Annotated in this window: 19 protein-coding genes; 12 read left to right on the forward strand and 7 right to left on the reverse strand. The window is 45.7% G+C overall.

Translation table 11 applies throughout. From position 1 onward, the window contains the following. Positions 1-64 precede the first annotated feature (64 nt). Positions 65-532: a methylglyoxal synthase gene (locus U1F02_RS07765; protein ID WP_409989798.1), complete on the forward strand. Its 468-nt coding sequence runs from the start codon at positions 65-67 to the stop codon at positions 530-532. Then, positions 529-1,092, forward strand: coding sequence for a hypoxanthine-guanine phosphoribosyltransferase (locus U1F02_RS07770; protein WP_409989799.1), 564 nt, complete (start codon positions 529-531; stop codon positions 1,090-1,092). Before U1F02_RS07765 ends, U1F02_RS07770 begins: the two co-directional genes overlap by 4 nt. 7 nt (positions 1,093-1,099) lie before the next feature. On the opposite strand, the gene U1F02_RS07775 is transcribed toward U1F02_RS07770, so the two are convergent. Both U1F02_RS07775 and U1F02_RS07780 read right to left on the reverse strand, forming a co-directional pair. Further along, positions 1,100-2,503 carry an ATP-binding protein gene (locus tag U1F02_RS07775; RefSeq protein ID WP_409989800.1) on the reverse strand — a complete coding sequence of 468 codons (1,404 nt, stop codon included), beginning with the start codon at positions 2,501-2,503 and terminating at the stop codon, positions 1,100-1,102. A 6-nt stretch (positions 2,504-2,509) separates the two neighbouring features. After that, on the reverse strand, positions 2,510-3,208 hold the full coding sequence (locus U1F02_RS07780) for a response regulator (protein WP_409989801.1): 699 nt from the start codon (positions 3,206-3,208) through the stop codon (positions 2,510-2,512). A gap of 236 nt (positions 3,209-3,444) precedes the next feature. On the opposite strand from U1F02_RS07780, the gene U1F02_RS07785 reads away from it, so the two are divergent. The 3 genes from U1F02_RS07785 to U1F02_RS07795 all read left to right on the forward strand — a co-directional run bounded on the left by U1F02_RS07785 (position 3,445) and on the right by U1F02_RS07795 (position 5,086). Beyond that, positions 3,445-3,987 (forward strand): flavodoxin, encoded by a 543-nt coding sequence (locus U1F02_RS07785; protein WP_409989942.1) that lies wholly within the window; start codon positions 3,445-3,447, stop codon positions 3,985-3,987. A gap of 105 nt (positions 3,988-4,092) precedes the next feature. After that, positions 4,093-4,698 carry a transcriptional repressor LexA gene (lexA, locus tag U1F02_RS07790; protein ID WP_409989802.1) on the forward strand — a complete coding sequence of 202 codons (606 nt, stop codon included), beginning with the start codon at positions 4,093-4,095 and terminating at the stop codon, positions 4,696-4,698. Continuing rightward, a complete protein-coding gene (locus U1F02_RS07795; protein WP_409989803.1) occupies positions 4,691-5,086 on the forward strand; it encodes a cell division inhibitor SulA in 396 nt (131 codons plus the stop codon). The genes lexA and U1F02_RS07795 overlap by 8 nt, the downstream gene beginning before the upstream one ends. Before the next feature lie 16 nt (positions 5,087-5,102). Here the strand turns inward: U1F02_RS07795 and cmoB are convergent, their stop codons facing one another. Then, the gene (gene cmoB, locus U1F02_RS07800; protein ID WP_409989804.1) at positions 5,103-6,074 is read right to left on the reverse strand and encodes a tRNA 5-methoxyuridine(34)/uridine 5-oxyacetic acid(34) synthase CmoB; all 972 of its coding nucleotides are present in this window, start codon (positions 6,072-6,074) and stop codon (positions 5,103-5,105) included. Then, positions 6,071-6,799, reverse strand: a complete 729-nt coding sequence (gene cmoA / locus U1F02_RS07805) for a carboxy-S-adenosyl-L-methionine synthase CmoA (RefSeq protein WP_409989805.1) — start codon at positions 6,797-6,799, stop codon at positions 6,071-6,073. Before cmoA ends, cmoB begins: the two co-directional genes overlap by 4 nt. Before the next feature lie 126 nt (positions 6,800-6,925). On the opposite strand from cmoA, the gene U1F02_RS07810 reads away from it, so the two are divergent. The 5 genes from U1F02_RS07810 to U1F02_RS07830 all read left to right on the forward strand — a co-directional run bounded on the left by U1F02_RS07810 (position 6,926) and on the right by U1F02_RS07830 (position 12,534). After that, positions 6,926-8,743: a GGDEF domain-containing protein gene (locus U1F02_RS07810; protein WP_409989806.1), complete on the forward strand. Its 1,818-nt coding sequence runs from the start codon at positions 6,926-6,928 to the stop codon at positions 8,741-8,743. 130 nt (positions 8,744-8,873) lie between these two features. Further along, a complete protein-coding gene (locus U1F02_RS07815) occupies positions 8,874-10,508 on the forward strand; it encodes a response regulator (protein WP_409989807.1) in 1,635 nt (544 codons plus the stop codon). Between the two features lie 51 nt (positions 10,509-10,559). Further along, entirely contained in the window at positions 10,560-11,252 is a 693-nt protein-coding gene (locus tag U1F02_RS07820) for a sensor histidine kinase (RefSeq protein WP_409989808.1), read from the forward strand. Positions 11,253-11,415: 163 nt separating this feature from the next. After that, positions 11,416-12,273: an FHA domain-containing protein gene (locus U1F02_RS07825; protein ID WP_409989809.1), complete on the forward strand. Its 858-nt coding sequence runs from the start codon at positions 11,416-11,418 to the stop codon at positions 12,271-12,273. Positions 12,274-12,282: 9 nt separating this feature from the next. Further along, the gene (locus U1F02_RS07830; RefSeq protein WP_409989810.1) at positions 12,283-12,534 is read left to right on the forward strand and encodes a glutaredoxin family protein; all 252 of its coding nucleotides are present in this window, start codon (positions 12,283-12,285) and stop codon (positions 12,532-12,534) included. Here U1F02_RS07830 and U1F02_RS07835 read toward each other — a convergent pair whose 3' ends face one another. Then, positions 12,535-13,770 carry an EAL and HDOD domain-containing protein gene (locus U1F02_RS07835; protein ID WP_409989811.1) on the reverse strand — a complete coding sequence of 412 codons (1,236 nt, stop codon included), beginning with the start codon at positions 13,768-13,770 and terminating at the stop codon, positions 12,535-12,537. A 175-nt stretch (positions 13,771-13,945) separates the two neighbouring features. Here U1F02_RS07835 and U1F02_RS07840 point away from each other — a divergent pair, with 175 nt between their 5' ends. Then, positions 13,946-14,887 (forward strand): chemotaxis protein CheV, encoded by a 942-nt coding sequence (locus U1F02_RS07840; RefSeq protein ID WP_409989812.1) that lies wholly within the window; start codon positions 13,946-13,948, stop codon positions 14,885-14,887. 37 nt (positions 14,888-14,924) lie between these two features. On the opposite strand, the gene U1F02_RS07845 is transcribed toward U1F02_RS07840, so the two are convergent. Beyond that, on the reverse strand, positions 14,925-16,964 hold the full coding sequence (locus U1F02_RS07845) for a transglycosylase SLT domain-containing protein (protein ID WP_409989813.1): 2,040 nt from the start codon (positions 16,962-16,964) through the stop codon (positions 14,925-14,927). Between the two features lie 433 nt (positions 16,965-17,397). Here U1F02_RS07845 and U1F02_RS07850 point away from each other — a divergent pair, with 433 nt between their 5' ends. Next, a complete protein-coding gene (locus U1F02_RS07850) occupies positions 17,398-19,863 on the forward strand; it encodes a putative bifunctional diguanylate cyclase/phosphodiesterase (RefSeq protein ID WP_409989814.1) in 2,466 nt (821 codons plus the stop codon). Here the strand turns inward: U1F02_RS07850 and U1F02_RS07855 are convergent. Next, a complete protein-coding gene (locus tag U1F02_RS07855; RefSeq protein ID WP_409989815.1) occupies positions 19,860-20,573 on the reverse strand; it encodes a 16S rRNA (uracil(1498)-N(3))-methyltransferase in 714 nt (237 codons plus the stop codon). The genes U1F02_RS07850 and U1F02_RS07855 overlap by 4 nt on opposite strands. Positions 20,574-20,635 lie beyond the last annotated feature (62 nt).

Genomic DNA, 20,635 nt, shown 5'->3' on the forward strand with positions numbered 1-20,635 from the left:
GAATAAAGGCCTTGTCTATACTCTAGCCAAGGCCTTTTTTGTTTCTTCATATTTGGTGAAAACAATGGAATTTAAACAAGTAACCCTTGGTGCCAAAAAAAATATTGCGCTCATCGCGCATGACAATAAAAAGCAAGATATGGTCGCTTGGTGTAAAGAGCATAAAGCTGAACTATTGAACCATGGTCTTTATGCGACTGGCACCACGGGCATGATTATTGAAGAGGCCACTGGCCTACCTATTCAAAAATTAATTAGCGGCCCATTGGGTGGTGATCAACAGGTGGGCGCATTGATAACGGACGGTCATGTGGATGTGCTGATCTTTTTTTGGGACCCGTTTGAACCTATGCCGCACGATCCTGATGTAAAAGCCTTGTTACGCATTGCTGCTGTGTGGAATATCCCTATTGCCTGTAACCATATTTCGGCTGACTTTTTAATCGCGTCCCCATTATTTAATTCACCGTCGCTCCGCACCATTCCTGATTATGATGCGTATTTAGCGAAGCGCGCGGTAAGTCTTTCATGAAGTTTTTTAATTCACTCGACGAAGTTAACGCCAACGCTAAATGCTTGTTTAATCTTCAGCAAATTGAACAGGCGTTGGATGTTGTTGTTCATGCGTTAGCGCGCGATTTTACAGAGAAGCATCCTGTTGTATTAGGTGTTATGCGTGGTGCGCTACCTATGATGGGATATGTGATTCCGAGGCTTCCATTTTATCTGGAAGTCGACTACGTACATGCAACGCGTTACCAATCAAATCTAAATACAGGTGAACTTTTGTGGTTGCACGAGCCTCACGTTGATTTGACCGATAGATGTGTTTTGCTGATAGACGATATTTTGGATCGTGGCGTTACGTTAAAAGCCATCGCGGATAAATGTTACGAGCTGGGTGCTAAAGAAGTGAAAATCGCTGTGCTATGTCAAAAGAAAATTGTTGGTTTTTCACCGGCTATTTCAGCTGATTACATAGCTTTGGAAGTGCCAGACGCCTATGTATTTGGTTACGGAATGGATTACGAAGGTGGATGGCGAAATGCGCCGGGAATCTACGAATTATTAAGTACTGCAGATTCGCAATGATACAGCGCTAAATATCCTCAGGTAGCGCTGGGATCTCTACTGTTATTTTAAGTCCACCCGTTGGTTTATTCTCCGCCCAAATTTTTCCGTAATGTAAAGTTACACTTCGGTGCGCAATCGCAAGCCCTAAGCCGTGGCCGCCACTTTCTCTGTCTCGCGCTGAGTCGGTACGGAAGAAAGGCTGGAAAATATCACCTAACAATTCTTCCGGCACACCGGTGCCGGAATCGGCGATGACGATAGAAAAAATATTCTCGTAAAATTTATAAGATAACCCGACTTCTATGGTCCCGTGTTGTGGCGTGTAATGGATGGCGTTACGTAAAATATTTTCAAAAACACCTACCAACATGTTTCCGTAGGTCGCGACTAATGCCTCTTCGCGTTGGCAAGCGAAATGGATATTGATCGATTTCTCTGCGGCCATTTGCTCGTAATCATTGATAATGCTTTGCAGCAGCGAAACCAAATCCAGCGTGTCGTCCAATTGCCAGCTTTGTTGATCATGAACCGGCAAGGAGAGAATTTCAGTAATAATATTTCCTAAATAATCTGCGGCTTGCTTGATTCGCTCAAGTTCGCTATCCACCACACCTTGGCTGCGCTGTTGCGCCAAGGCAAGCGCAAATTGTAGGCGCGCAAGTGGTGTGCGTAATTCGTGGGATACGTCTTTAATTAAGCGTTTTTGTTCCAACATAGATTTTTCAAGTCGCGCCGTCATTTGGTCAAAATCTCTACCAAGCGCAGCGATTTCATCTTTCCTGCCAGAAAAATGTTTGCTGACACGCGCGCTCAAATCGCCGCGCGCAACTTTTTGAATCGTTTCCTGTAACCGTTTAATACTTGAGGTGAAGTGGCGAGCCAAAAGAAAGCAGGCGCTTCCGCTAACGAGTGTTGAAACCAACAATAGGGGCCAAATGTTGTTGATGAATAGTTCCCAAATAATGTCGCGGTCGGGGCCTTCATCCAATCCATCGGCAATCGTGATTAGTTTTACCACCTCACCATCGTTCAGAGTGATATAACGACCAAAGAGTTTACGATTCCTATCCTGAATTTTTTCGTAGGGATGCTTCGCGTTGAGTTGCTCACCAATCATGAGCACTCCCGGTGGGAGCATGCGGTTTAATAGATCTTGATTGTTGCTATCGAGCGCGAATATGAACGGTGATGACCAAGCGGGCAGGGCGCGTATATCTTTGCGAATATCGCCCATGTTGCGGTTGATAATACTGCCAGCCATTTGGAACAATAAACGTTTAGCGGGTTCTTCATCGTGCTTTAAATGAGCGTTTTGTAAATTGCCGTCGGGCGTTACATCGAACCAGTGCACCACTACAGTGGTGCCAACAATGATGACAGCGGTTATCAACCAAAAGGTTAAAAATATTTTGAGGTATAACCGCGTCATGTCAGATTATTTTTCTTCATGCAATGTCAGCATGTAACCGGCACCACGCACATTAATAATGAGTTCTTTATTGGCGCCTGCGGCGGTCAATTTTTTACGGATATTGCTCACATGCACGTCAATACTGCGGTCGTATGGTGTGAGCTTTCTGTTGAGCGCTTGTTCGGTCATGTCATCTTTGCTGATCACTTGGCCGGCTTGTCTCACTAAAATTTCCAACACACTAAACTCGGTACCGGTCAGCACAATTTCACTGCCATTCCAGGTTACATGGCGACTCCCCAAGTGCAAAACAAGAGGGCCAGAAGAGATCTTTTCTAATTTGGCTGGTGTAGGTTCATTGGTGTGAGCGCGTCGCAATATAGCGCGAATACGAGCGACCAGTTCGCGAGGGTCACAGGGTTTTGGTAGGTAGTCGTCTGCGCCTATTTCCAAACCTATAACACGGTCAATCGTGTCGCCTTTAGCGGTTAGCATGACTACGGGGGTTTGATGCGTTTTACGCAAAATTTTCAGTACTTCAAATCCGTTATAAATTGGCAGCATTACATCCAGTACAATCGCCGCAAATTGATCTTGCGTTGCGAGTTGGATGCCTGCTTCCCCATCATATGCAGCAACGACTTCAAATCCTTCGGTCGTAAGATATTCACTTAGCAGTTGGCTGAGTTCTTTATCGTCATCAATGAGCAGAAGTTTATTCATGGATAAGATCACTATTAGAAAAGTTATGCTGCAAGTGTGCAGGAGGCACTATTAGGTGTCATTGAAATTGTAGCTGTTTAACCCTTCTTAACAAATTCTGAAACGAATTTATTCATAAAAATTGCATAAATAGCCATGCGCTTTCGCCGCAGTGGCGCATGTATACACAAGAATGCTTGCGTATAAAAGCGACGCTAGGGAAAATTGTGTTTCTTATCAGTAGACATGAGGTAGATGTGGCCAGCATAGGTCTTTTTTTTGGTAGTGATGAAGGTAACAGCGAGCGAATCGCTTACAAGATTCAACAGTGTATTGGGGAGCATCTGGTCGATGTACATGATATAGCCGACGCAACTGAATTGGATTTCGTTGTTTACGACAAAATCATTCTTGGAATACCCACATGGGACTTTGGTCAAATTCAATCTGACTGGGACGACTTTTGGAACGATATCGACGAGGTTGATTTCTCGGGCAAAACAGTCGCGCTATTCGGGTTAGGTGATCAGTACGGCTATAGCGATTATTTTCTGGACGCTATGGGTATGCTTCACGATGTGGTTTTAAAAAACGGCGCCCGTGTCGTGGGTCATTGGCCGACAAAGGGCTATGAATTTACCTCATCCAAGGCAGAGATTTCTGGTGCAGACCTGTTTGTTGGCTTGGCTTTGGATGAGGATCATCAGGAGTATCTCACAGCTGATCGCTTGAATCGCTGGTGCACTCAGATTTGTACTGAGTTCGGTTTGGATGAATCCCCAAAATTACTCGATGAATAGGCTTGGCAGGTTTTAACCACGCGTCGTTAAAAAACTTGTTGCGCTGACAAGAATACTGTATATAATCCCAATTACTGTATAAACAAACAGATTAACGGGGTGGTTATGTACAATCTAACGGCGCGTCAGGAACAAGTTTTACAGCTTATAAAAAATTATGCCGATGAAACCGGCTATCCACCCACACGCGCCGAGATCGCTCGTATTCTCGGTTATAAATCTCCCAACGCTGCGGAAGAGCACATCAAGGCCTTGGCTAAAAAAGGCGCGATTGAAATCGTTCCTGGTGCCTCACGCGGTATTAGGTTGCCGGAACCTGCTAATGACGGTGTGCCTATCGTAGGGCGCGTTGCAGCGGGTAACCCAATCCTTGCTCAAGAGCATATTGAAGATTACTGCAATATTCCACCTAACTTTTTCTCACCCTCTGCTGACTACCTGCTTCGTGTAAACGGTATGAGTATGAAAGACGCTGGCATTTTGGACGGCGATTTATTAGCCGTTCATCGCACAACTCAAGTTCGCAGTGGCCAAATCGTGGTTGCTCGGATCGGTGAAGAGGTGACTGTGAAGCGCTACAAGCGTATGGGTAACCGCTCGCAAGTGGAGTTATGGCCAGAGAATCCAGATTTTGACGTTATCCATGTAGATCTTGCTGATCAGGAATTTACTATCGAAGGTTTAAGCGTAGGAGTTATTCGTCGTGAATAGAGTTCGCCATTTAGACCAAACAGTTGCACCCAGTAGCGGTATTACTGAACTTGTGATTGCCAACACGTCTCCCGAGCAGGCTGCGTTGATCATGCCAATGATTGCGTTTTTAACGCAGAGTTGTGTGAATCGCTGGGTTACGTGGATTGCTCCACAACACTTATCTCGTGAATTTTTAGAGTCTTTTGGTGTGGATACTCGCTATGTCCGCCTTATCCATTGTAGCGATGAAGCGAGCCGCTTATGGATTACCTGGGAAGCCTTAGCAGCAGGCAATAGTCACACAGTTATTTCCAGCCCGGGTAAGCTGACAGACAAAGAGCTTAAGCAGCTTGAGAATGCTGCCTACCAAGGCAACTGCCAAGGTTTGCTGCTCAGAGTTAGATGATTAGTTAGTTAAGATTTTAAACTTCCGCTACAAAAACCGCGCGAATGGGAGCGGGATGCCCCTCAGCAGTAAGTGCCGGGTTATTTGGATCAAGGAATTCAGGGAGTGAATGAAATTTCATCCAGTGCGTTGATCGCTGTTCTTCGGTAGATGTAGCACAAACATCCACAACACGCGGGTTGCTAAATCCCATTTTGCGTAACCAACTCAGCATGGTGTCGCAGCTAGGCAAAAACCACACGTTGTTCATCATCGCGTAGCGGCCTTCCGGTACCAAAACATCACCCAAGCCGCCTTCGATTACAAGCGTTTCTAAGACTAGCTGTCCACCGGGACGTAAAGCTTCTTTAAGTTCACGCAAGTGATCCATAGGTGATTTGCGGTGATAGAAAACACCCATGGAAAATACCGTATCAAAGGCTTGCAGTTTAGGTGGGAGATCTTCAATACCCACTGGCAAAACATCTACAGGGTAGTCGCCCCCCGCCAATTGTTTAACCATATGGAATTGCACAACAAATCGAGGTGAAGGATCTATGCCTATCACACGTTGCGCGCCTTCACCCAGCATACGCCAGCAGTGGTAACCGTTGCCGCAGCCTACATCCAGGATTAAGCGGTTCTTTAAGGGAGCAAGGTGGGGAATAACGCGATCCCATTTCCAATCCGAGCGCCATTCCGTATCGAGATGAATACCGTGTAACCAATAAGGGCCTTTTCGCCAAGGTATTAGAGATTCCAAAACAGATTGAAGTTCTGCTCGTGTTGACGCCTCGCAATCCCCAACGGCCCCGATTTCAACCTTATCTGCGAAGTTATTGTGGCTACTTTTAATCTTTGGTAACTGCGCGAGTGCAGACTTCCATGCGGGTAAATCGCCGTAGCGCTTCTCGCAAAGTCCGTCGGCAATTTGCTGCGGTAAGCTGTGTGACCAGCTAGCAAGGGGGCTTTCTGGCAGGTAGGCGAGCAGTTGTTTGTATTCAATCATTTGATGGCGATTATGGAAGCGAAGTTAAAACATTGGAACCAAACGTCCACGCTAGCAAAACCAGCTTCTTTCAGGCGCTGGCGATGGGTAGCGAGTGTTTCGGGGATTAATACGTTCTCGATGGCTGAGCGCTTTTGTGCGATTTCCAAATCGCTGTAGCCATTGGCGCGCTTAAAGTTGTGGTGGAGCTCAATCATCAAGGCTTGATGCTGTTCATCGTCAAACGCCAGCTTTTCAGACAGGATTAGAACGCCATTGGGCTTAAGTCCGTCGTAAATTTTGCGCAGGATGTCAGCGCGTTTTTCCAAGGCGATGAACTGCAGCGTAAAGTTGAGTACGGCAACCGATGCGTTGTTAATAGGGAAATCGCAGAGATCAGCGCAGTGCAAGGAGACTTCAATCTCCGCACTATCGGCTGCTATCACTTGCCCGCAGCGTTGAATCATTGCTGCAGAATTGTCCACACCGATGATGCTGCAGTTCGCCGCCTGGATTCGGTGTCGCATCGCTAGCGTGGCTGCACCTAATGAACAACCCAAGTCATAACAGAAGCTATCGGCTTGCGCATAACGCTCGGCCAAGTTGCCAATCATATTGATGATTGTCGCATAACCCGGTACTGAGCGTTTGATCATATCGGGGAATACATTCACCACACCTTCGTCAAAAGCAAAGGCATTAACCTGAGGCAAGGGGTTAGCGTAAAGGTTGTCGTGGCTGGACATGGCTGGTCAGTCGTAAAAATGGTTGCGCATTGTACCTGTAGCACAGGGGAGGAACAAATCTCAAAAATTCATTTGGTGCGTAGGTCCGTCATAGCATTGTCATACTGACAATAGATTATGTGCAGCATGAAAAGTCTCCCCCTTAACATCGCGCAAACGGCAGTTGTTTATTCGGAGTTACAGATGCAAGCGGAATTGCAAAGGATTATCGAACATCGTTTGCTTACTCCCGTTTTCCAACCCATTATCGCGTTGGATAGCCGCCGTATTCTCGGCTACGAAGCACTGATCAGGGGGCCGGAAAACAGCCCTTTGCACACGCCAGACCAGCTTTTTTCCGTGGCCCGCCGTACAAAGCAGTTGGCTGCTCTTGAGTTCGCGTGTCGTGCAGCTTCCTGTGAAAAGTTTGTTGCTTTGAATTTAAGCGGCAAGTTGTTCTTGAATATGACTCCCTTGAGCTTTACAGACAGCCAATATCGCGATGGAGTTACGCGCGAAATTCTACAGCGTGTCGGTTTAAGCCCCGAACGTGTTGTTTTTGAATTAACGGAGAGCCAACCGCTTGATCAGTTTGATCTGCTGCGAGCTGCGTCGGAGCATTTCCAGCGACAGGGATTTGCAGTCGCACTGGACGACTTGGGTGCTGGCTATGCTGGGTTGCGAGTTTGGAGCGAGCTTTGCCCAGATTACGTAAAAATTGATCGCCACTTTATTAGTGGAATCGACAAGGACCCCGTAAAGCGCGAATTCGTGCGCGCCATGTTGGATATTGCCAATCGCATGGGCAACAAAGTGATTGCAGAGGGTATTGAGACAGAGGATGAACTTAATACCTTAATCTCCATGGGGATTGAAAACGTGCAGGGTTATTTTCTGGCCAAGCCTGCGGCCGAGCCGATTATAGAATTCCCTGCGCACGTTAATTTAGCTGCTCGCCAGCATCATTTACCCTATCAAGATTTTTTCTTGCACAGAGTTAGTGAGATTGTTGTCAAAGTTGAGGTTATTCCGCCCAGCCTCAATGCCGAGGCGGTTGTCAAAATGTTCCGTTCGGACGTCCGCTTGTGGTGTATCCCGGTGGTGGATGACGATAAACCGATTGGAATGGTAAGCCGCGCTGAGCTATTAAATATTTTTTCTCAACCCTTCGCGCACGATTTATTTGCAAAAAAATCTATAGCTGAATTTATCAGCCCCATGTCTTTAATTATCGATTCAACGTGTGAATTGAAAAAAGTTGGTCAGTTAATCACGGAAGACCCGCACCAAAATTTGAGTGTAGATTTTATTGTGAGCCATGAGGGTAAGTATGCTGGTGTTGGAAAAATTCGACATCTGTTGCGTTGCATCACCGAAGAAAAACTGCGTGCAGCCAAGCACAGTAACCCTTTAACGCAGCTGCCAGGTAATGTGCCATTGTATGAATGGATCGATCACTTGTTGCACAAGGGTGAAAGTTTTGTCGTGGCTTATGTGGATATTAATCACTTCAAACCCTTTAACGACGCTTTTGGGTACGGCTTTGGCGATGAAATTATTTTGCGCCTGAGTAAGATATTGTGTGCTCGGGTTGAGCTTGATAAAGATTTTGTTGGCCACGTAGGTGGTGATGATTTTATTGTTATTTTTCGCAGTGAAGATTGGCGAAAGAAATGTGAATCTGTTTTTGCAGATTTTACCCGCGCATATGAAACCCTGCTGCCGCAAGCACATAAAGAATATTGGAGCTATGATCGCCACGGCAATCGTCAACGATTTGGAGCTTTGACTTTGGCTATTGGCTGTGTACTGCCCGATTCAACATCTTGCACAACTCATCATCAAGTATCACTGTTGTTAGCTGATGCTAAGCATAATGCCAAGAAGCTAGGTGGTAACTGTATTTTTGAATCTCGCCGCAGGACACTATCAAAGGCTGATATGTCGTCAGTTCCTTCTCTTTAACTTATCTCCGCCACGATCTTTCCTCAGTTCCTCGAGAATTGGCCAAAACCGACTAGACTTAGGCTAATCTGTATTTTTTGGTATGGTCAGCTTGTTGTGGCAGCAGGCAGTGAGGTAAGTGAGTAAAAATATGCCTGAAACCCCCTACGCTAAAATGCAAGCATTGGTAGTAGATGATTTTGAAAGCTTTCGTATTACGCTTACGAAAATGTTGCAGGAGTTTGGTATTGGCGCAGTTGATTCAGTTTCCTCGGGTAACGAAGCCTTAAAGTACTGCAACTCCAAAACCTACGATATTATTCTTTGCGATCAAAATCTGGGTAAAGGTAAAACGGGCCAGCAAGTGCTGGAGGTTTTACGACATAAACCTAATCCCAGTAGCGATAGTTTATTTCTGTTAGTTTCCGCTGAGTCAAATAAAAGCATCATTATGGCTGCCTATGATTATGAGCCTGATGCTTACCTCACCAAACCCATCACAGGCCAAACCTTAGGTCAGCGATTGGATCGTCTGTTTAAACAGCGCATCACTCTTGCTCCCATCTACAAGGCTTTAAAGGAGAAACAACTAGAAACGGTAGTAGAACTTTGCGAAGCTGAATTGAGTTCAACGCGGCGATATGCAAGTGCTTGTCAAAAAATATTAGGAAGAGTCTTGCTAGATTTGGGGGAATACGAAAAAGCGGAAAGTGTTTATCGCGACATTTTAGATGTTCGCCAACTGGATTGGGCCATGTTGGGAATGGCGCAGGTGAAAAAGATGCAAGGTGATTCGCTTAGCGCTCAGCAATGGCTCGAAGAGATTATCCAGTTCAATCCTTTATGCTTGAAGGCCTACGATCTACTTTCTGATTTGCTGTCTGAACGTGGTGATTATCAGGGACAGCAAAAAGTCTTACAACAAGCAGTAGAGGTTTCGCCCTTGTCGATTTTGCGCCAGCAGTCACTAGGTGATGTTGGTTTTAAAAATAATGATTTATTAGTTGCGGCCAATTCTTATCGCAAGGCGGTTAAGCTGGGTGAAAATTCAATTCACGATGATATTAAATTTCACGAAAGCTTTGCCCATACTGCGATACAACTCTCCAAGTTGGATAAAAATCTTGCAATCCCATTTTTACGTGACTCCCTAAAGGTTGTTGCTGAAATTCCCCTGCGTTTTGGAAAAAATAATAATAGCAAAATCGCCGCTTCTCTTTTGGAATCCCAACTCTATGCGGCGACAGGTGAAGACAAGCGAGCGGCAGACTGTTTGCTGAGCGCAAAGAAGACCATGGATGCGGAAGAAACTGTCGAGCTAGAGCTTCGCATTGAGTTAGTAAGAGCCTTGCGCGAGTTAGGTAAAACGGACGAAGGCGAAAAAATTATTGCAGATTTGTTAGAAGAGTTTGCAGACGATGAAGAGCAGCTGCAAAAAATCGATTGTCTACTGGATGAACCCTGCAGTGCAAAAAACAAAGCCGTGGTGGCACAAATTAATAAAAACGGCATCGCTTTCTATGAAGCGGCCGACTTTAGTCGAGCAGTCCACTGTTTTGCCAGCGCGCTACAAGATTTTCCGCAACATATAGGTCTGAGGTTAAATTTGGTTCAGGCGCTCATGGAGCAGGCGAAGCAAGAACCGGACAAGGAACAATTGCTTATTAACATGCAGCAAACCATGGATTACATTCGCAAAATTATTCCAGATAAACACGCGCAATATAGGCGCTTCCGACAACTTAATGATGCGCTTCGCGGGTTAGTTTCCACGAAGTGCAATTAATTTATAAGATTTAAGTTATTATATTAACTATCGATGAGCTAAGTTGAAAATATGAACCGAGAGATTGAGGCGTTGGATTTTTCGTTTGTGTTGGCTTCAAGTGTGCACGACATGAAAAACTCTTTGGGCATGCTGCTAAATACCTTGGCAGATGTGATGGATAAGTATCCACCGCAAGACGATATCCATGCCAAGTCATATGCAGTCTTGGAGTATGAAGCTGCACGGATTAATAGCGAGCTTATACAGCTCCTGTCGCTTTATAGGCTGGATCATGATCGAGTGCGTGCTTATATCGAAGAATGCCAAGTACTAGATCTATTGAGTGAGCAAATCGCTCGAAACCACGCTTTATTGCTGACTCGCTCAATTGATTTGGAGCTGGATTGCGACGAATCCTTGTCGGGATATTTTGACAGCGATTTGGTAGGTGGCGTAGTGAATAATATTCTGGTCAATTGTGCGCGCTATTCTAAGGCCAAGCTAAAAATATCTGCTGCGCAGACATCAGAAGGGCTGTGCATCAGTATTGAAGATGATGGCCCCGGGTACCCCGAACACATGTTAAACGCCTCTACCTTCTCAAACGTTAAAGCGAATTTTGCCGGTGGGCGGCCGCATTTGGGCCTTTTGTTCGCAAACAAGGTGGCACTCATGCATAAGAACAAAAACCAGCAGGGCTTTATTCGTTTACATAACGAGAGTTCATTAGGTGGCGGTTGCTTTAAGCTGTATTTGCCCTAAAACAGCTTATCTCGAAGTATTAATGGTAAAAAAGTTATAAAACATCCTGCAAAAGAGGGCATCTTTGCAACCCAGTCATAAATCCCCGGGGCAGGTGCTTGAAAAGGGGGAGAGCCTATAGCATTATCCAGCCTACAAATTTTGTTTTAGGTTGTGTCTAACTATGCTAAAAATTCGTTATAAAAATAATAAGTACAATTCGGTGTGGTTGGTGGAGCCCATGATCACCGTAGGACGTTCGGCGACTAACGATTTGGTAGTGGACGATCCATACGTAGCAGACAAGCATTTTGAAGTCCATGTAACCCACGAAACGCTCACACTAAAAAATCTGCAACCTCTCAAACCTGTTCGCGTCAATACAGTTGATGTTATCGGAGCTTGTACCCTCAAGGTGGACGACGAGATCACTTTAGGTTCTATCGAACTCGTGGTTATAGATCCCAAGTGGGAATCAAAAGTAACCTCCGCTGAGTCGGCCAATGCAACACAAATGCGCTCTGTGCAAACAACAGGCTGGGCCTTGAAGGCCAATCATACGGCCTTGGCTAACCGTGTGTTTCCGTTGAAGGAAACAACGGTTATAGGGCGCTCTGCAGATTGCGATATTAGCTTGGCGGCCGCGCACTTATCGCGTCGTCACGCCCAATTGCAAATCATTGACGGGGCGCTGTTTGTAAAAGATTTGGGCTCAGCCAATGGAACATTTTTGAACGGCAAACAAGTTATGGAAGCGCGCGTAAAACGTGGTGACGAACTGCGTTTTGATGCCTTGACCTTTGGTGTTATGGGGCCAGCGGACGAAATGGCAAAAACCACAGTACGCTCAATTCCCGTTCCCGCTACGCCAGCTGCTCGTTCAGCACCGCCCAAATCGTCTGCACCGCAGGATAAGTTTCCAACGCAGCATAGCTTTAGCAAAAAAGACAAGCAGGTCGAGCCCGAGAAAAGCAATCGCGGCTGGATTGTGCTTGTGGTAGTTGCTTTAGCTGTAATTGCTGCGCTGCTCTATAAACATTAACGCCCAGCTGTGAAGGTTTATTTATACTCCACCCTGGGGTGTCACCTGTGCGAAAAGGCCAAAGAAATTTTGTGGCCTTTGCTTCAGCGATATCAGCGTCAGTTAGTTGAAGTCGATATTGCTGAAGATGACACGCTCATTGAACGGTACGGCATCCGCATTCCGGTATTAGGTGCTGTCGATTCTTCTCGGGAATTAAATTGGCCGTTTAGTGCAGAACAGGTGGATGAATTTCTCGCGAGTTTAGCTGAACATCAATAATTATTTTTTCTCGCCAATACCCAAGTCGCTCATTGTGTTGTCTACCCATTCCAATGTATCCACATAAATTTTTGCAAGGTGTTCGGCTGAAATTCCATTTTCCTTAAGATACGCCCAATCAATATTATCCCAAGCTCCTTTTTCATAAGCTGTAGCAATTTCAAGTACCTTTCCCTCGCTTCCTTGCCGGTGAAGAATAGCATCGTGTATGTGTTTGCTCAGCGAAATGCTTTCCAACAAACTTGCCATAGGTGCATCCATGAACGCATCCAGTGTTGATAATAAACCCACCGTAAAATAACCCTCGGCTTTTGGTGTTTCATTTAATTTTTTTGCGATGGATTCGCACAGGCGTGCGCGAGTTAAGGCCGTGACGCTGAGCTCATGGGGTTTATTTCCCACGTTTGACATCACAAGAATATTCACCCAATTTTTAATTTTATTGAGACCGAGCAGCATTATGGCTTGCTTTAGAGAATCTATTTTTCGCGCTAAACCGAACGCAGCGGAATTGACCAGGCGCAGAAGTTTAAAGCTCAAGATCGTATCGCGCGCGAGCATACGTTCAATTTTTTCTACCGGCACATCGGGGTCTTGTAGTGCAGATAAAAGTTGCAAAACGGATTGTTTGTTTTCAGACATTTTTCGTCCGGTAATAATTTGTGGGCGCGCTAAAAAATAACCTTGAAATAGATCAAACCCGGCAGATTTGCAAAATTCCAGCATTTCGTAAGTTTCAACTTTTTCTGCGAGGAGTTTTATATCGAAAGGCTTGAGATGATGGATATGTTTGGTAAGTTCTGGCGTACTCAGCTGCATGACATCAAGTTTTACGATATCAGCATAGGGAATCAGGTGTTCGGTGTCGGGTGTTAGGACAAAATCATCTAGTGCAATGGTGTAATTATTTTCGCGCAGCACTTTAAGCGCGTGCAACATGCTCGCATCTACTTTTTGTCCTTCAACAACTTCTATCACAAGTTGCTTGCGATCAAAGGGGGGCGGGTTTTGCAACAGGTTACGAGTAAAGTTTATAAACGCAAGATTTTTACCTACCACATTTTGAATCGATAATTCAGTAAACGCGTTGACCAGTACTTGAGAACTGGCCGCATCGCCATCCGTAAAATTTGCCTGATTGATCTGGCTTGAGCGGCAAAGCAATTCATAGGCCACCACTTTCATTTGTGTATTGAAAATGGGTTGACGGGCAAGTAGGGGAAGTAACTCTGTCATAGCGAGCTTCATGGCTTCAAATAGTTATAGTTCAAGTGTAGCTTGATATGCATCGCATACAACTTCGAACCTTCCGCTTGGGCTCTAATATTTTTAGCGCTCGCGATTTCTTGACCTATACTCTCAAGAAGTAAAGGGCGTAGCGCCCATCCTTTTTCAGACTTATGGCCATTGAATGTCTAAATTATTAGATTCCATTGATCAACGAACCCGTCTCGTCGGTGAGAACCGGCTTGAGCTTTTGATGTTTCGTCTTCGCGGGCGGCAGTTATTTGCGATCAATGTATTTAAAGTCCAAGAGGTGGTTAAGTTACCTCCATTGCGTGGGGTTCCTCATAGCCATCCACATGTTAAAGGCGTGGCTCATTTGCGCGGCCAAACCGTTCCGGTTATTGACCTTAGCGCCGCCATAGGTAACGGCCCTTTGGTGGATACCGAGAACGCCAATTTGATTGTGGCGGAGTACAACCGTTCGGTGCAGGCATTTCTGATCGGCGCTGTTGATCGCATTATTAACCTGAATTGGGAGCTGATTCTTCCACCGCCAAAAGGCACAGGTCGCAGCCACTTTTTAACAGCCATTACCCGTTTGGATGACCAGCTAGTAGAAATTCTGGATGTTGAACGGGTGTTGGCGGATATCATTCCTTACAACACTCAAGTGTCTGGTGAGGTGCTGGATTCCGATTTAGCTGCCGAGGCTCGCAAACGCAAACTTAAAGTGCTAATGGCGGATGACTCGCCAACAGCTGTGAAGCAGGTTCAAGCCACTCTGCAAAATTTGGGTATTGAAGTGCTGTATGTACAAGATGGATTGCAGGCACTCAATCAGCTTAAGCAGTGGATTAAAGAAGGGCGCAAAATCGACGACGAAATTTTCATGTTGATTACCGATGCTGAGATGCCTGAAATGGATGGCTATCGCCTTACGGCGGAAGTCAGGAAAGATCCGGCACTCAAAGATCTGTATGTCGTATTGCACACATCTCTAAGTGGTAGCTTTAACAAAGCTATGGTGGAGAAGGTTGGATGTAACGATTTCCTATCAAAATTCCAACCGGACGAGTTGGCAGAAGTGGTTCAAAAGCGCCTGCGACAACTCATTAATCCCGCATAGACAAATGCCCCGAAAGGGGCATTTTTTTTGCGATCGGTTACAAATCCCGAGCGGCTTCTTGCGGTGTAATAAACGGTTGTTTATTGCCTGTGCGATACGCGTAAATGAGCGCAAAGGACAATACGTTCTGCACATACAAGCGAGTTTCCTTAAAGGGGATTGTCTCAATCCACACGTCGTAAGCGAGTTTATTGTCGTCTGTGTTCAACCATTGTTTCACGCGCGATGGCCCCGCGTTATAGGCCGCGGTCGCCAGAATGCGGTTGCCAGAGAATGCGTTGAGCAATTCCTCCAAATAGCGGCTCCCCAAGGCGATATTTTTTTCTGCCAGTAACAAATCCTGTGGCCGGTAGACCAAGCCAGCTTTTTTGGCCGTTGATTTTGCGGTGCCTGGCATGAGCTGCATCAACCCCATAGCACCGACTGGTGATTTGGCATCGGCGCTAAATGCGCTTTCTTGCTTGGTGATGGCGTAGACATAGTGCGGGTCTATGGAAGTTTGCCGCGTTGCCGCTTTCACGTGCTCGTTAAAGGGAATAGGGAAGCGCACAGAGAGTTCATCCCAATAATCCGAGTCCTGCATGGTTTGGATTGCCTGACGGTACCAGCCCCAGCGATCTGCGATGCGGCCGGCTGCCACCATTTCCTCGGTTGTGGGAAAGCGGTTTGTTGTATAAGTCCATTCACGGCTGGCGGCTGCCAAGTTTCCCAGTAGATAAAACTCGCGGGCACGTTCAATACCGGGATTGTTTTCCACCTTGTTCAAGACTTCTTTAGAAATAGCCAAAGGCTTGTCGAGCAAACTGTAGGCTATGCCCAATTTATCGGACGCCAAGAAACCGTAAAAGCTGCGTGTATTGGCTACTTGGGTGTAAAAATCTTTCGCGGTCTTGCCCTCGATTTCTTTGATTTTCAGCTGTTCCATAATGCGGCCTTGCCAGTAGGTCCAGCGCTCTGTCTTTTTGGTATCGGCGGGTAATCGTACAACCCAGCGGTAGGCTTTCTCCCAATCCTTTTGTACCAAGGCTTCGCGAATTAAGGCTTCCATTAAGTCCGGGCGGCTGAGGTTGGGGGTTGAAGCGGCAATTTGCTCCGCTTCTTTGCCGTGATCCTGACGCAACAACTGACGCGCTATGGTGTAACTGATATTCAGGCGTTCGTCCTCGGTGAAATCGCTGCGCTTGGAGTAGGTGCTCCAAAGGGCGGCGGCTTCCATTGAATCTATTTGGGCGTATTTTTCCAAACCGAGCGCGATGCTCAGGCGGGTTTCTGGTGCCTGGTTTTTGAAATGTTCCGACTGCAGGATCAAACGTGGATTTTGGGCGACGTTTTCGTATAAAAGCGCGTGCGTTTGCTGGCTTGCAGACATTTCTTGCGCCAAACTGGCGGCTAAAGCAATTTCATCCGCTTTAACGGCTTTTAGATGACGGCTCCACAGCAAAGCAGGTGTTAAATAGCCAGCATTTTTCCATTCTTTAAAGACTGGGTCACAAGCAGTGGATTGAGGCTTTTCGATATTCCAAAGGGCTTCCACCTCTTTTAGGGCAGTTTTATCGCCGGTGGCAAGTCGTGCGCGCAAATTCAGGCACGCCAGTTCTGGATCGGTAAGGTTGCTGTCGTAAAAGCGACGATATTCAGTCCACAATTCTTTGATCGCCAAGGCGCGCAGCCAGCGGTGACGCATACGTTCAGACACATAAGCATCCGGGTATCGGCTAAAAAACTGCTCCACTTCTTTCGTGGGCAACGCCATGAGCCTTTCCCCAAGTTCCTGATACTCTAAGTAAGCAACGAGAGGATAGTTCTTTAGTTTGGGTAGCAGCTCTTTGTAACGGGCAAACTGCTTTTTATCCAATGCGGCTTGAGCTTCTACATAATAGAGGCGTTCTGCTTTGCGCGCGGGCGAACCGGGGGCATCTGCCACTTGCTTGGAAGCTGTGTTAGTGGCCGCTTGTTTCGCAGGCGCTTTGGTGGTTTTCGCCGCACTGGATTTGGTTGCGGCTTGAACATTAGTGGCAATAAAACAAACTAGCAGCAAACTCTTTGCGAGTGCGCTATAGGAAAACCGGACGTGCATTGCTAAACCTCAAAAATGTCGGCGATATTTCTATTAGCTCTGCGAATCATGGTGATGGCACAGTCTTGCGAATAGATCAGATGGCCTCATTCTAGTACGCGTGGGAAATGAACAAAAGCGTTGTCGTTCCGTAACTTACTTTATACCGAGTGCGTGTCTCTTTATGGCATATGCATTCTCTTTGATGCCAGCTGGATGGAAATTGATCGATGAGATCTGGTCGATTATAAATTGTCCAATAATTAGCTTGTGCTTTTGAATGCGATCGTTTGCTTAGTAATCAACTGAGATAAATTCCCGTTTTCTTGGTACCAAGCTGCCAGATTAATCTATACTGCTAGAAGCGCCGTGCTCGAGATTTTCCTTCGGTAATGCCTTAAGAGTCGTATCTATTCATCCATGAAACAAAACAAAGAGCGGAAAGCACCCATCCATGCAAGATAAGACTCCATCGTTTATTCATGGCATTTCTTTCCAATTGGCCAAGATAGGTATTATCTTGGCCTTTGTGCTCAGTTTTGTAATGAGCTTTATCCAAACCTCCTTCGATTATTTTGAGCAGCAACGCGAGCTGGCAAAATTTATCGATCAAGTCATTGCGGTGGCAAAACCACCTGCTGCACGTTCCGTTGCAACCTTGGATGAAGAGCTATCTGACGAAGTTGTGAATGGCTTGCTGAAGTACGGTTTTATTTATGAGGTTGTGATTGCAGACGAGCAAGGCAATATTTTGTCGCAGGCGAGCGTCAAACGTGACACTGCTGCAACGCGCTGGTTTACGCAAAAAATTTCTGAACCTATTGTCGAATACAGCGATGTTCTGGCTATTCCCGGCTATCCCGAAGGTAACGCGGGTAGTATTCGTTTTAAAGTCGATATGGATCAGTGGCTCGCTCCATTTTATGCGCGTGCTTACTCCAACCTCATTTTCGGGGTGTTGCGTAACATGGTCTTAGTGTTGTTATTGTTTTTCGTTTTTTATTTCACACTGACTAAACCTCTCGTTAAATTATCCCGCGAAATTAATAATATTAATCCCGATCATCCCGGCGTTCATCGTTTAACTCTATTGCCGCGCAAACGTCGGGATGAGTTGGCACAGCTTATCGTTAACTCAAATCATTTATTGGATATTGTTGAGCTATCTCTCGCTAAGCGTCGTGCGGTGGAATTAGCGCTTCGTAAAAGCGAAGAGCATTTACGGCAAATCATCGATAACCTCCCTGTGATGATTGGTGCGCGTAACATCGCCGGTTATTACCTGTTCGCAAATAAAGCCCTAGCCGATGAGTTGGGTTTTACACCCGAACAAATGCGTAACTTGCATGTTCGCCAGCTGCTTAAAAATTCTGTGTTCGATATAGATACCATGCTGCAAAACGATTACCGCGTTATTCGCGGCAACGAAGAGTTGGATGTGATTGAAGAACGCTTTATTACTGCAACCGGCCGCCAATTATTTTTGCAAACTCATATCATGCCCTTGGCATTTTATGATGAAAAAGTTGCGCTTATTGTGTCCGTTGATATTACAGATCGTAAACATGCGCAGGCAAAAATGGAGTTTATGGCGCACCACGATTCATTGACGGGTTTACCAAATCGGCTGCAGCTGGTTGAACGTCTTGAACACGAATTGCGTCGCGCTGAGCGCCATGGTTATTACGGCGCCGTTTTGTTTATCGATCTCGATCAATTTAAAAATATTAACGATTCATTAGGGCACCCTGTAGGCGACCGCGTATTACAAGAGGTTGCAACTCGTTTACAAAATACAGTTCGCGATGAAGATTTGGTGGCTCGCTTGAGTGGTGACGAATTTGTGGTCGTACTCACTGTTCTAGATCAGAATATTGAAACGGCTGCATTGCGTGCGGGTGAAATCAGCGAAAAAATTCGTACCGTTATTTCCCAGCCGTGCTTGTACGACAACATGGAATTACGCGTGACTTGTAGTGTGGGGGTGGTGGTTTATCCCGATAAAAATAATTCCGTGCATGAATTGTTACGTTATGCCGATACCGCCATGTATCAGGTAAAAGAAAAAGGGCGTGATTCCATTGAGTTCTTCAATGAAGCTATGGCTGATAAAGTTAGCCGTCAGTTGGTCATGGAAGGCGATTTACACCGAGCTTTGGAAGAGCATCAATTCAAGCTGCATTACCAACCCAAAATAGATGTAATGTCCGGCCGCATTGTTGGTGCCGAAGCGCTCTTGCGTTGGGAACATCCAACCAAAGGTACTATTTCACCCATCGACTTTATTCCTGTGTTGGAAACTTCAGGGATGATTATTGATGTGGGACAGTGGGTGCTGGAAGAGTCCTGCAAAACCTTGGAGCGTTGGCATGAGCTGGGTTTGTGGCGAGAAAATGCGCGCTTAAGTATTAATATCAGCCCACGTCAGTTCCGTCGCACCGCGTTTGTGGATGATGTTGTTCAAACCTTGAATAAACACAAAATTCCCGCCAATTCATTGGATATGGAAATTACCGAAGGCATCGTTATTCAGCGTGTCGACGAAGCGATTACCACTATGACGATTTTGTCTGAGTACGGTATTAGCTTTTCGCTTGATGATTTTGGTACCGGCTATTCATCCATCAGTTATTTGAAACGTTTGCCGGTGAGTACACTAAAAATTGATAAAGGTTTTGTTCGCGATATTATTGAAGACCGAAACGACCGTGTTTTAGTGGAGACCATTATTACCATGGGTCGTTTGTTAGATATGGAATTAGTTGCAGAAGGCGTGGAGCAAACAGATCAGCTAAAAATCTTACGTCAATTTGGTTGCCATTATTACCAAGGTTACTTGTCTAGCCCCGCCATCAGTATTGATAAGTTTGAAGACTTGCTTCGCACAGATACTAAAAACCGTGCAGAAGACGTTTCTTAATAAAGCCTGCCCAGTAAGTAAGGCACAACAGTTTCAACCCGCATAATTCTCTCGCCTAAATTCACTGCGGTGAAGCCTGCGTTTTTTTGCAGCAAATCAATTTCATAAGGAATAAAGCCGCCCTCGGGACCAATCGCCAAAGTAATCCCATAATCAATTTGTGCGGGGCAGGGGAGATCTGTGTAGGGGTGTGCGACGAGCGGTTTTGTATCACCCACTATGGTGTTCAAATCGTCCTCAACAAATGGTTTAAAGCGTTTAATTAAATGCACTTCTGGCAGAATTGTATCGCAGCCTTGTTCCAATCCAAGTAATAAATGCTCGTGTATGGCGTCGGCTTCTAGCAGCGGTGTTTGCCAATAGCTTTTTTCAACGCGGTAGGAATTGATTAAATAAATTTTCTTCACGCCTAAGGTTGAAATGGTCTGCAATGTACGTTTCAACATTTTGGGGCGAGGTAATGCCAGTACAAGAGTTACCGGTAAAGGAGCTGGCGGTGACTGGGTCAGTGACACTTGTAACTGAATTTCTGCCTCATTAAAAAATACTACAAGTCCCGAACCCATATTGCCGTTCAACAACCCAACCTTAAGTGTTTCACCTAATTTAATTTGGTGAATTTGCGAAATATGTCCTAAGCGGCGTGCATCGCGAATGGCTATTAAATTATCGCCAATAAAATCCGCCTCTGAAAATAGTACGATATTCATAATGGGGTTGTGGGCTGTATATTCGGGTGGTCAGTATATAATTGCTATTTAAAATCAGCCAC

The organism is Cellvibrio sp., assembly GCF_046347455.1.
In the GTDB taxonomy this organism is placed as follows: Bacteria; Pseudomonadota; Gammaproteobacteria; order Pseudomonadales; family Cellvibrionaceae; genus Cellvibrio.

Coding starts and splice junctions, on each gene's coding strand:
- U1F02_RS07765 (WP_409989798.1), top strand. CDS start 65: ATGGAATTTAAACAAGTAACCCTTGGTGCCAAAAAAAATATTGCGCTC.
- U1F02_RS07770 (WP_409989799.1), top strand. CDS start 529: ATGAAGTTTTTTAATTCACTCGACGAAGTTAACGCCAACGCTAAATGC.
- U1F02_RS07775 (WP_409989800.1), bottom strand. CDS start 2,503: ATGACGCGGTTATACCTCAAAATATTTTTAACCTTTTGGTTGATAACC.
- U1F02_RS07780 (WP_409989801.1), bottom strand. CDS start 3,208: ATGAATAAACTTCTGCTCATTGATGACGATAAAGAACTCAGCCAACTG.
- lexA (WP_409989802.1), top strand. CDS start 4,093: ATGTACAATCTAACGGCGCGTCAGGAACAAGTTTTACAGCTTATAAAA.
- cmoB (WP_409989804.1), bottom strand. CDS start 6,074: ATGATTGAATACAAACAACTGCTCGCCTACCTGCCAGAAAGCCCCCTT.
- cmoA (WP_409989805.1), bottom strand. CDS start 6,799: ATGTCCAGCCACGACAACCTTTACGCTAACCCCTTGCCTCAGGTTAAT.
- U1F02_RS07810 (WP_409989806.1), top strand. CDS start 6,926: ATGAAAAGTCTCCCCCTTAACATCGCGCAAACGGCAGTTGTTTATTCG.
- U1F02_RS07815 (WP_409989807.1), top strand. CDS start 8,874: ATGCCTGAAACCCCCTACGCTAAAATGCAAGCATTGGTAGTAGATGAT.
- U1F02_RS07820 (WP_409989808.1), top strand. CDS start 10,560: ATGAACCGAGAGATTGAGGCGTTGGATTTTTCGTTTGTGTTGGCTTCA.
- U1F02_RS07825 (WP_409989809.1), top strand. CDS start 11,416: ATGCTAAAAATTCGTTATAAAAATAATAAGTACAATTCGGTGTGGTTG.
- U1F02_RS07835 (WP_409989811.1), bottom strand. CDS start 13,770: ATGACAGAGTTACTTCCCCTACTTGCCCGTCAACCCATTTTCAATACA.
- U1F02_RS07840 (WP_409989812.1), top strand. CDS start 13,946: ATGTCTAAATTATTAGATTCCATTGATCAACGAACCCGTCTCGTCGGT.
- U1F02_RS07845 (WP_409989813.1), bottom strand. CDS start 16,964: ATGCACGTCCGGTTTTCCTATAGCGCACTCGCAAAGAGTTTGCTGCTA.
- U1F02_RS07850 (WP_409989814.1), top strand. CDS start 17,398: ATGCAAGATAAGACTCCATCGTTTATTCATGGCATTTCTTTCCAATTG.
- U1F02_RS07855 (WP_409989815.1), bottom strand. CDS start 20,573: ATGAATATCGTACTATTTTCAGAGGCGGATTTTATTGGCGATAATTTA.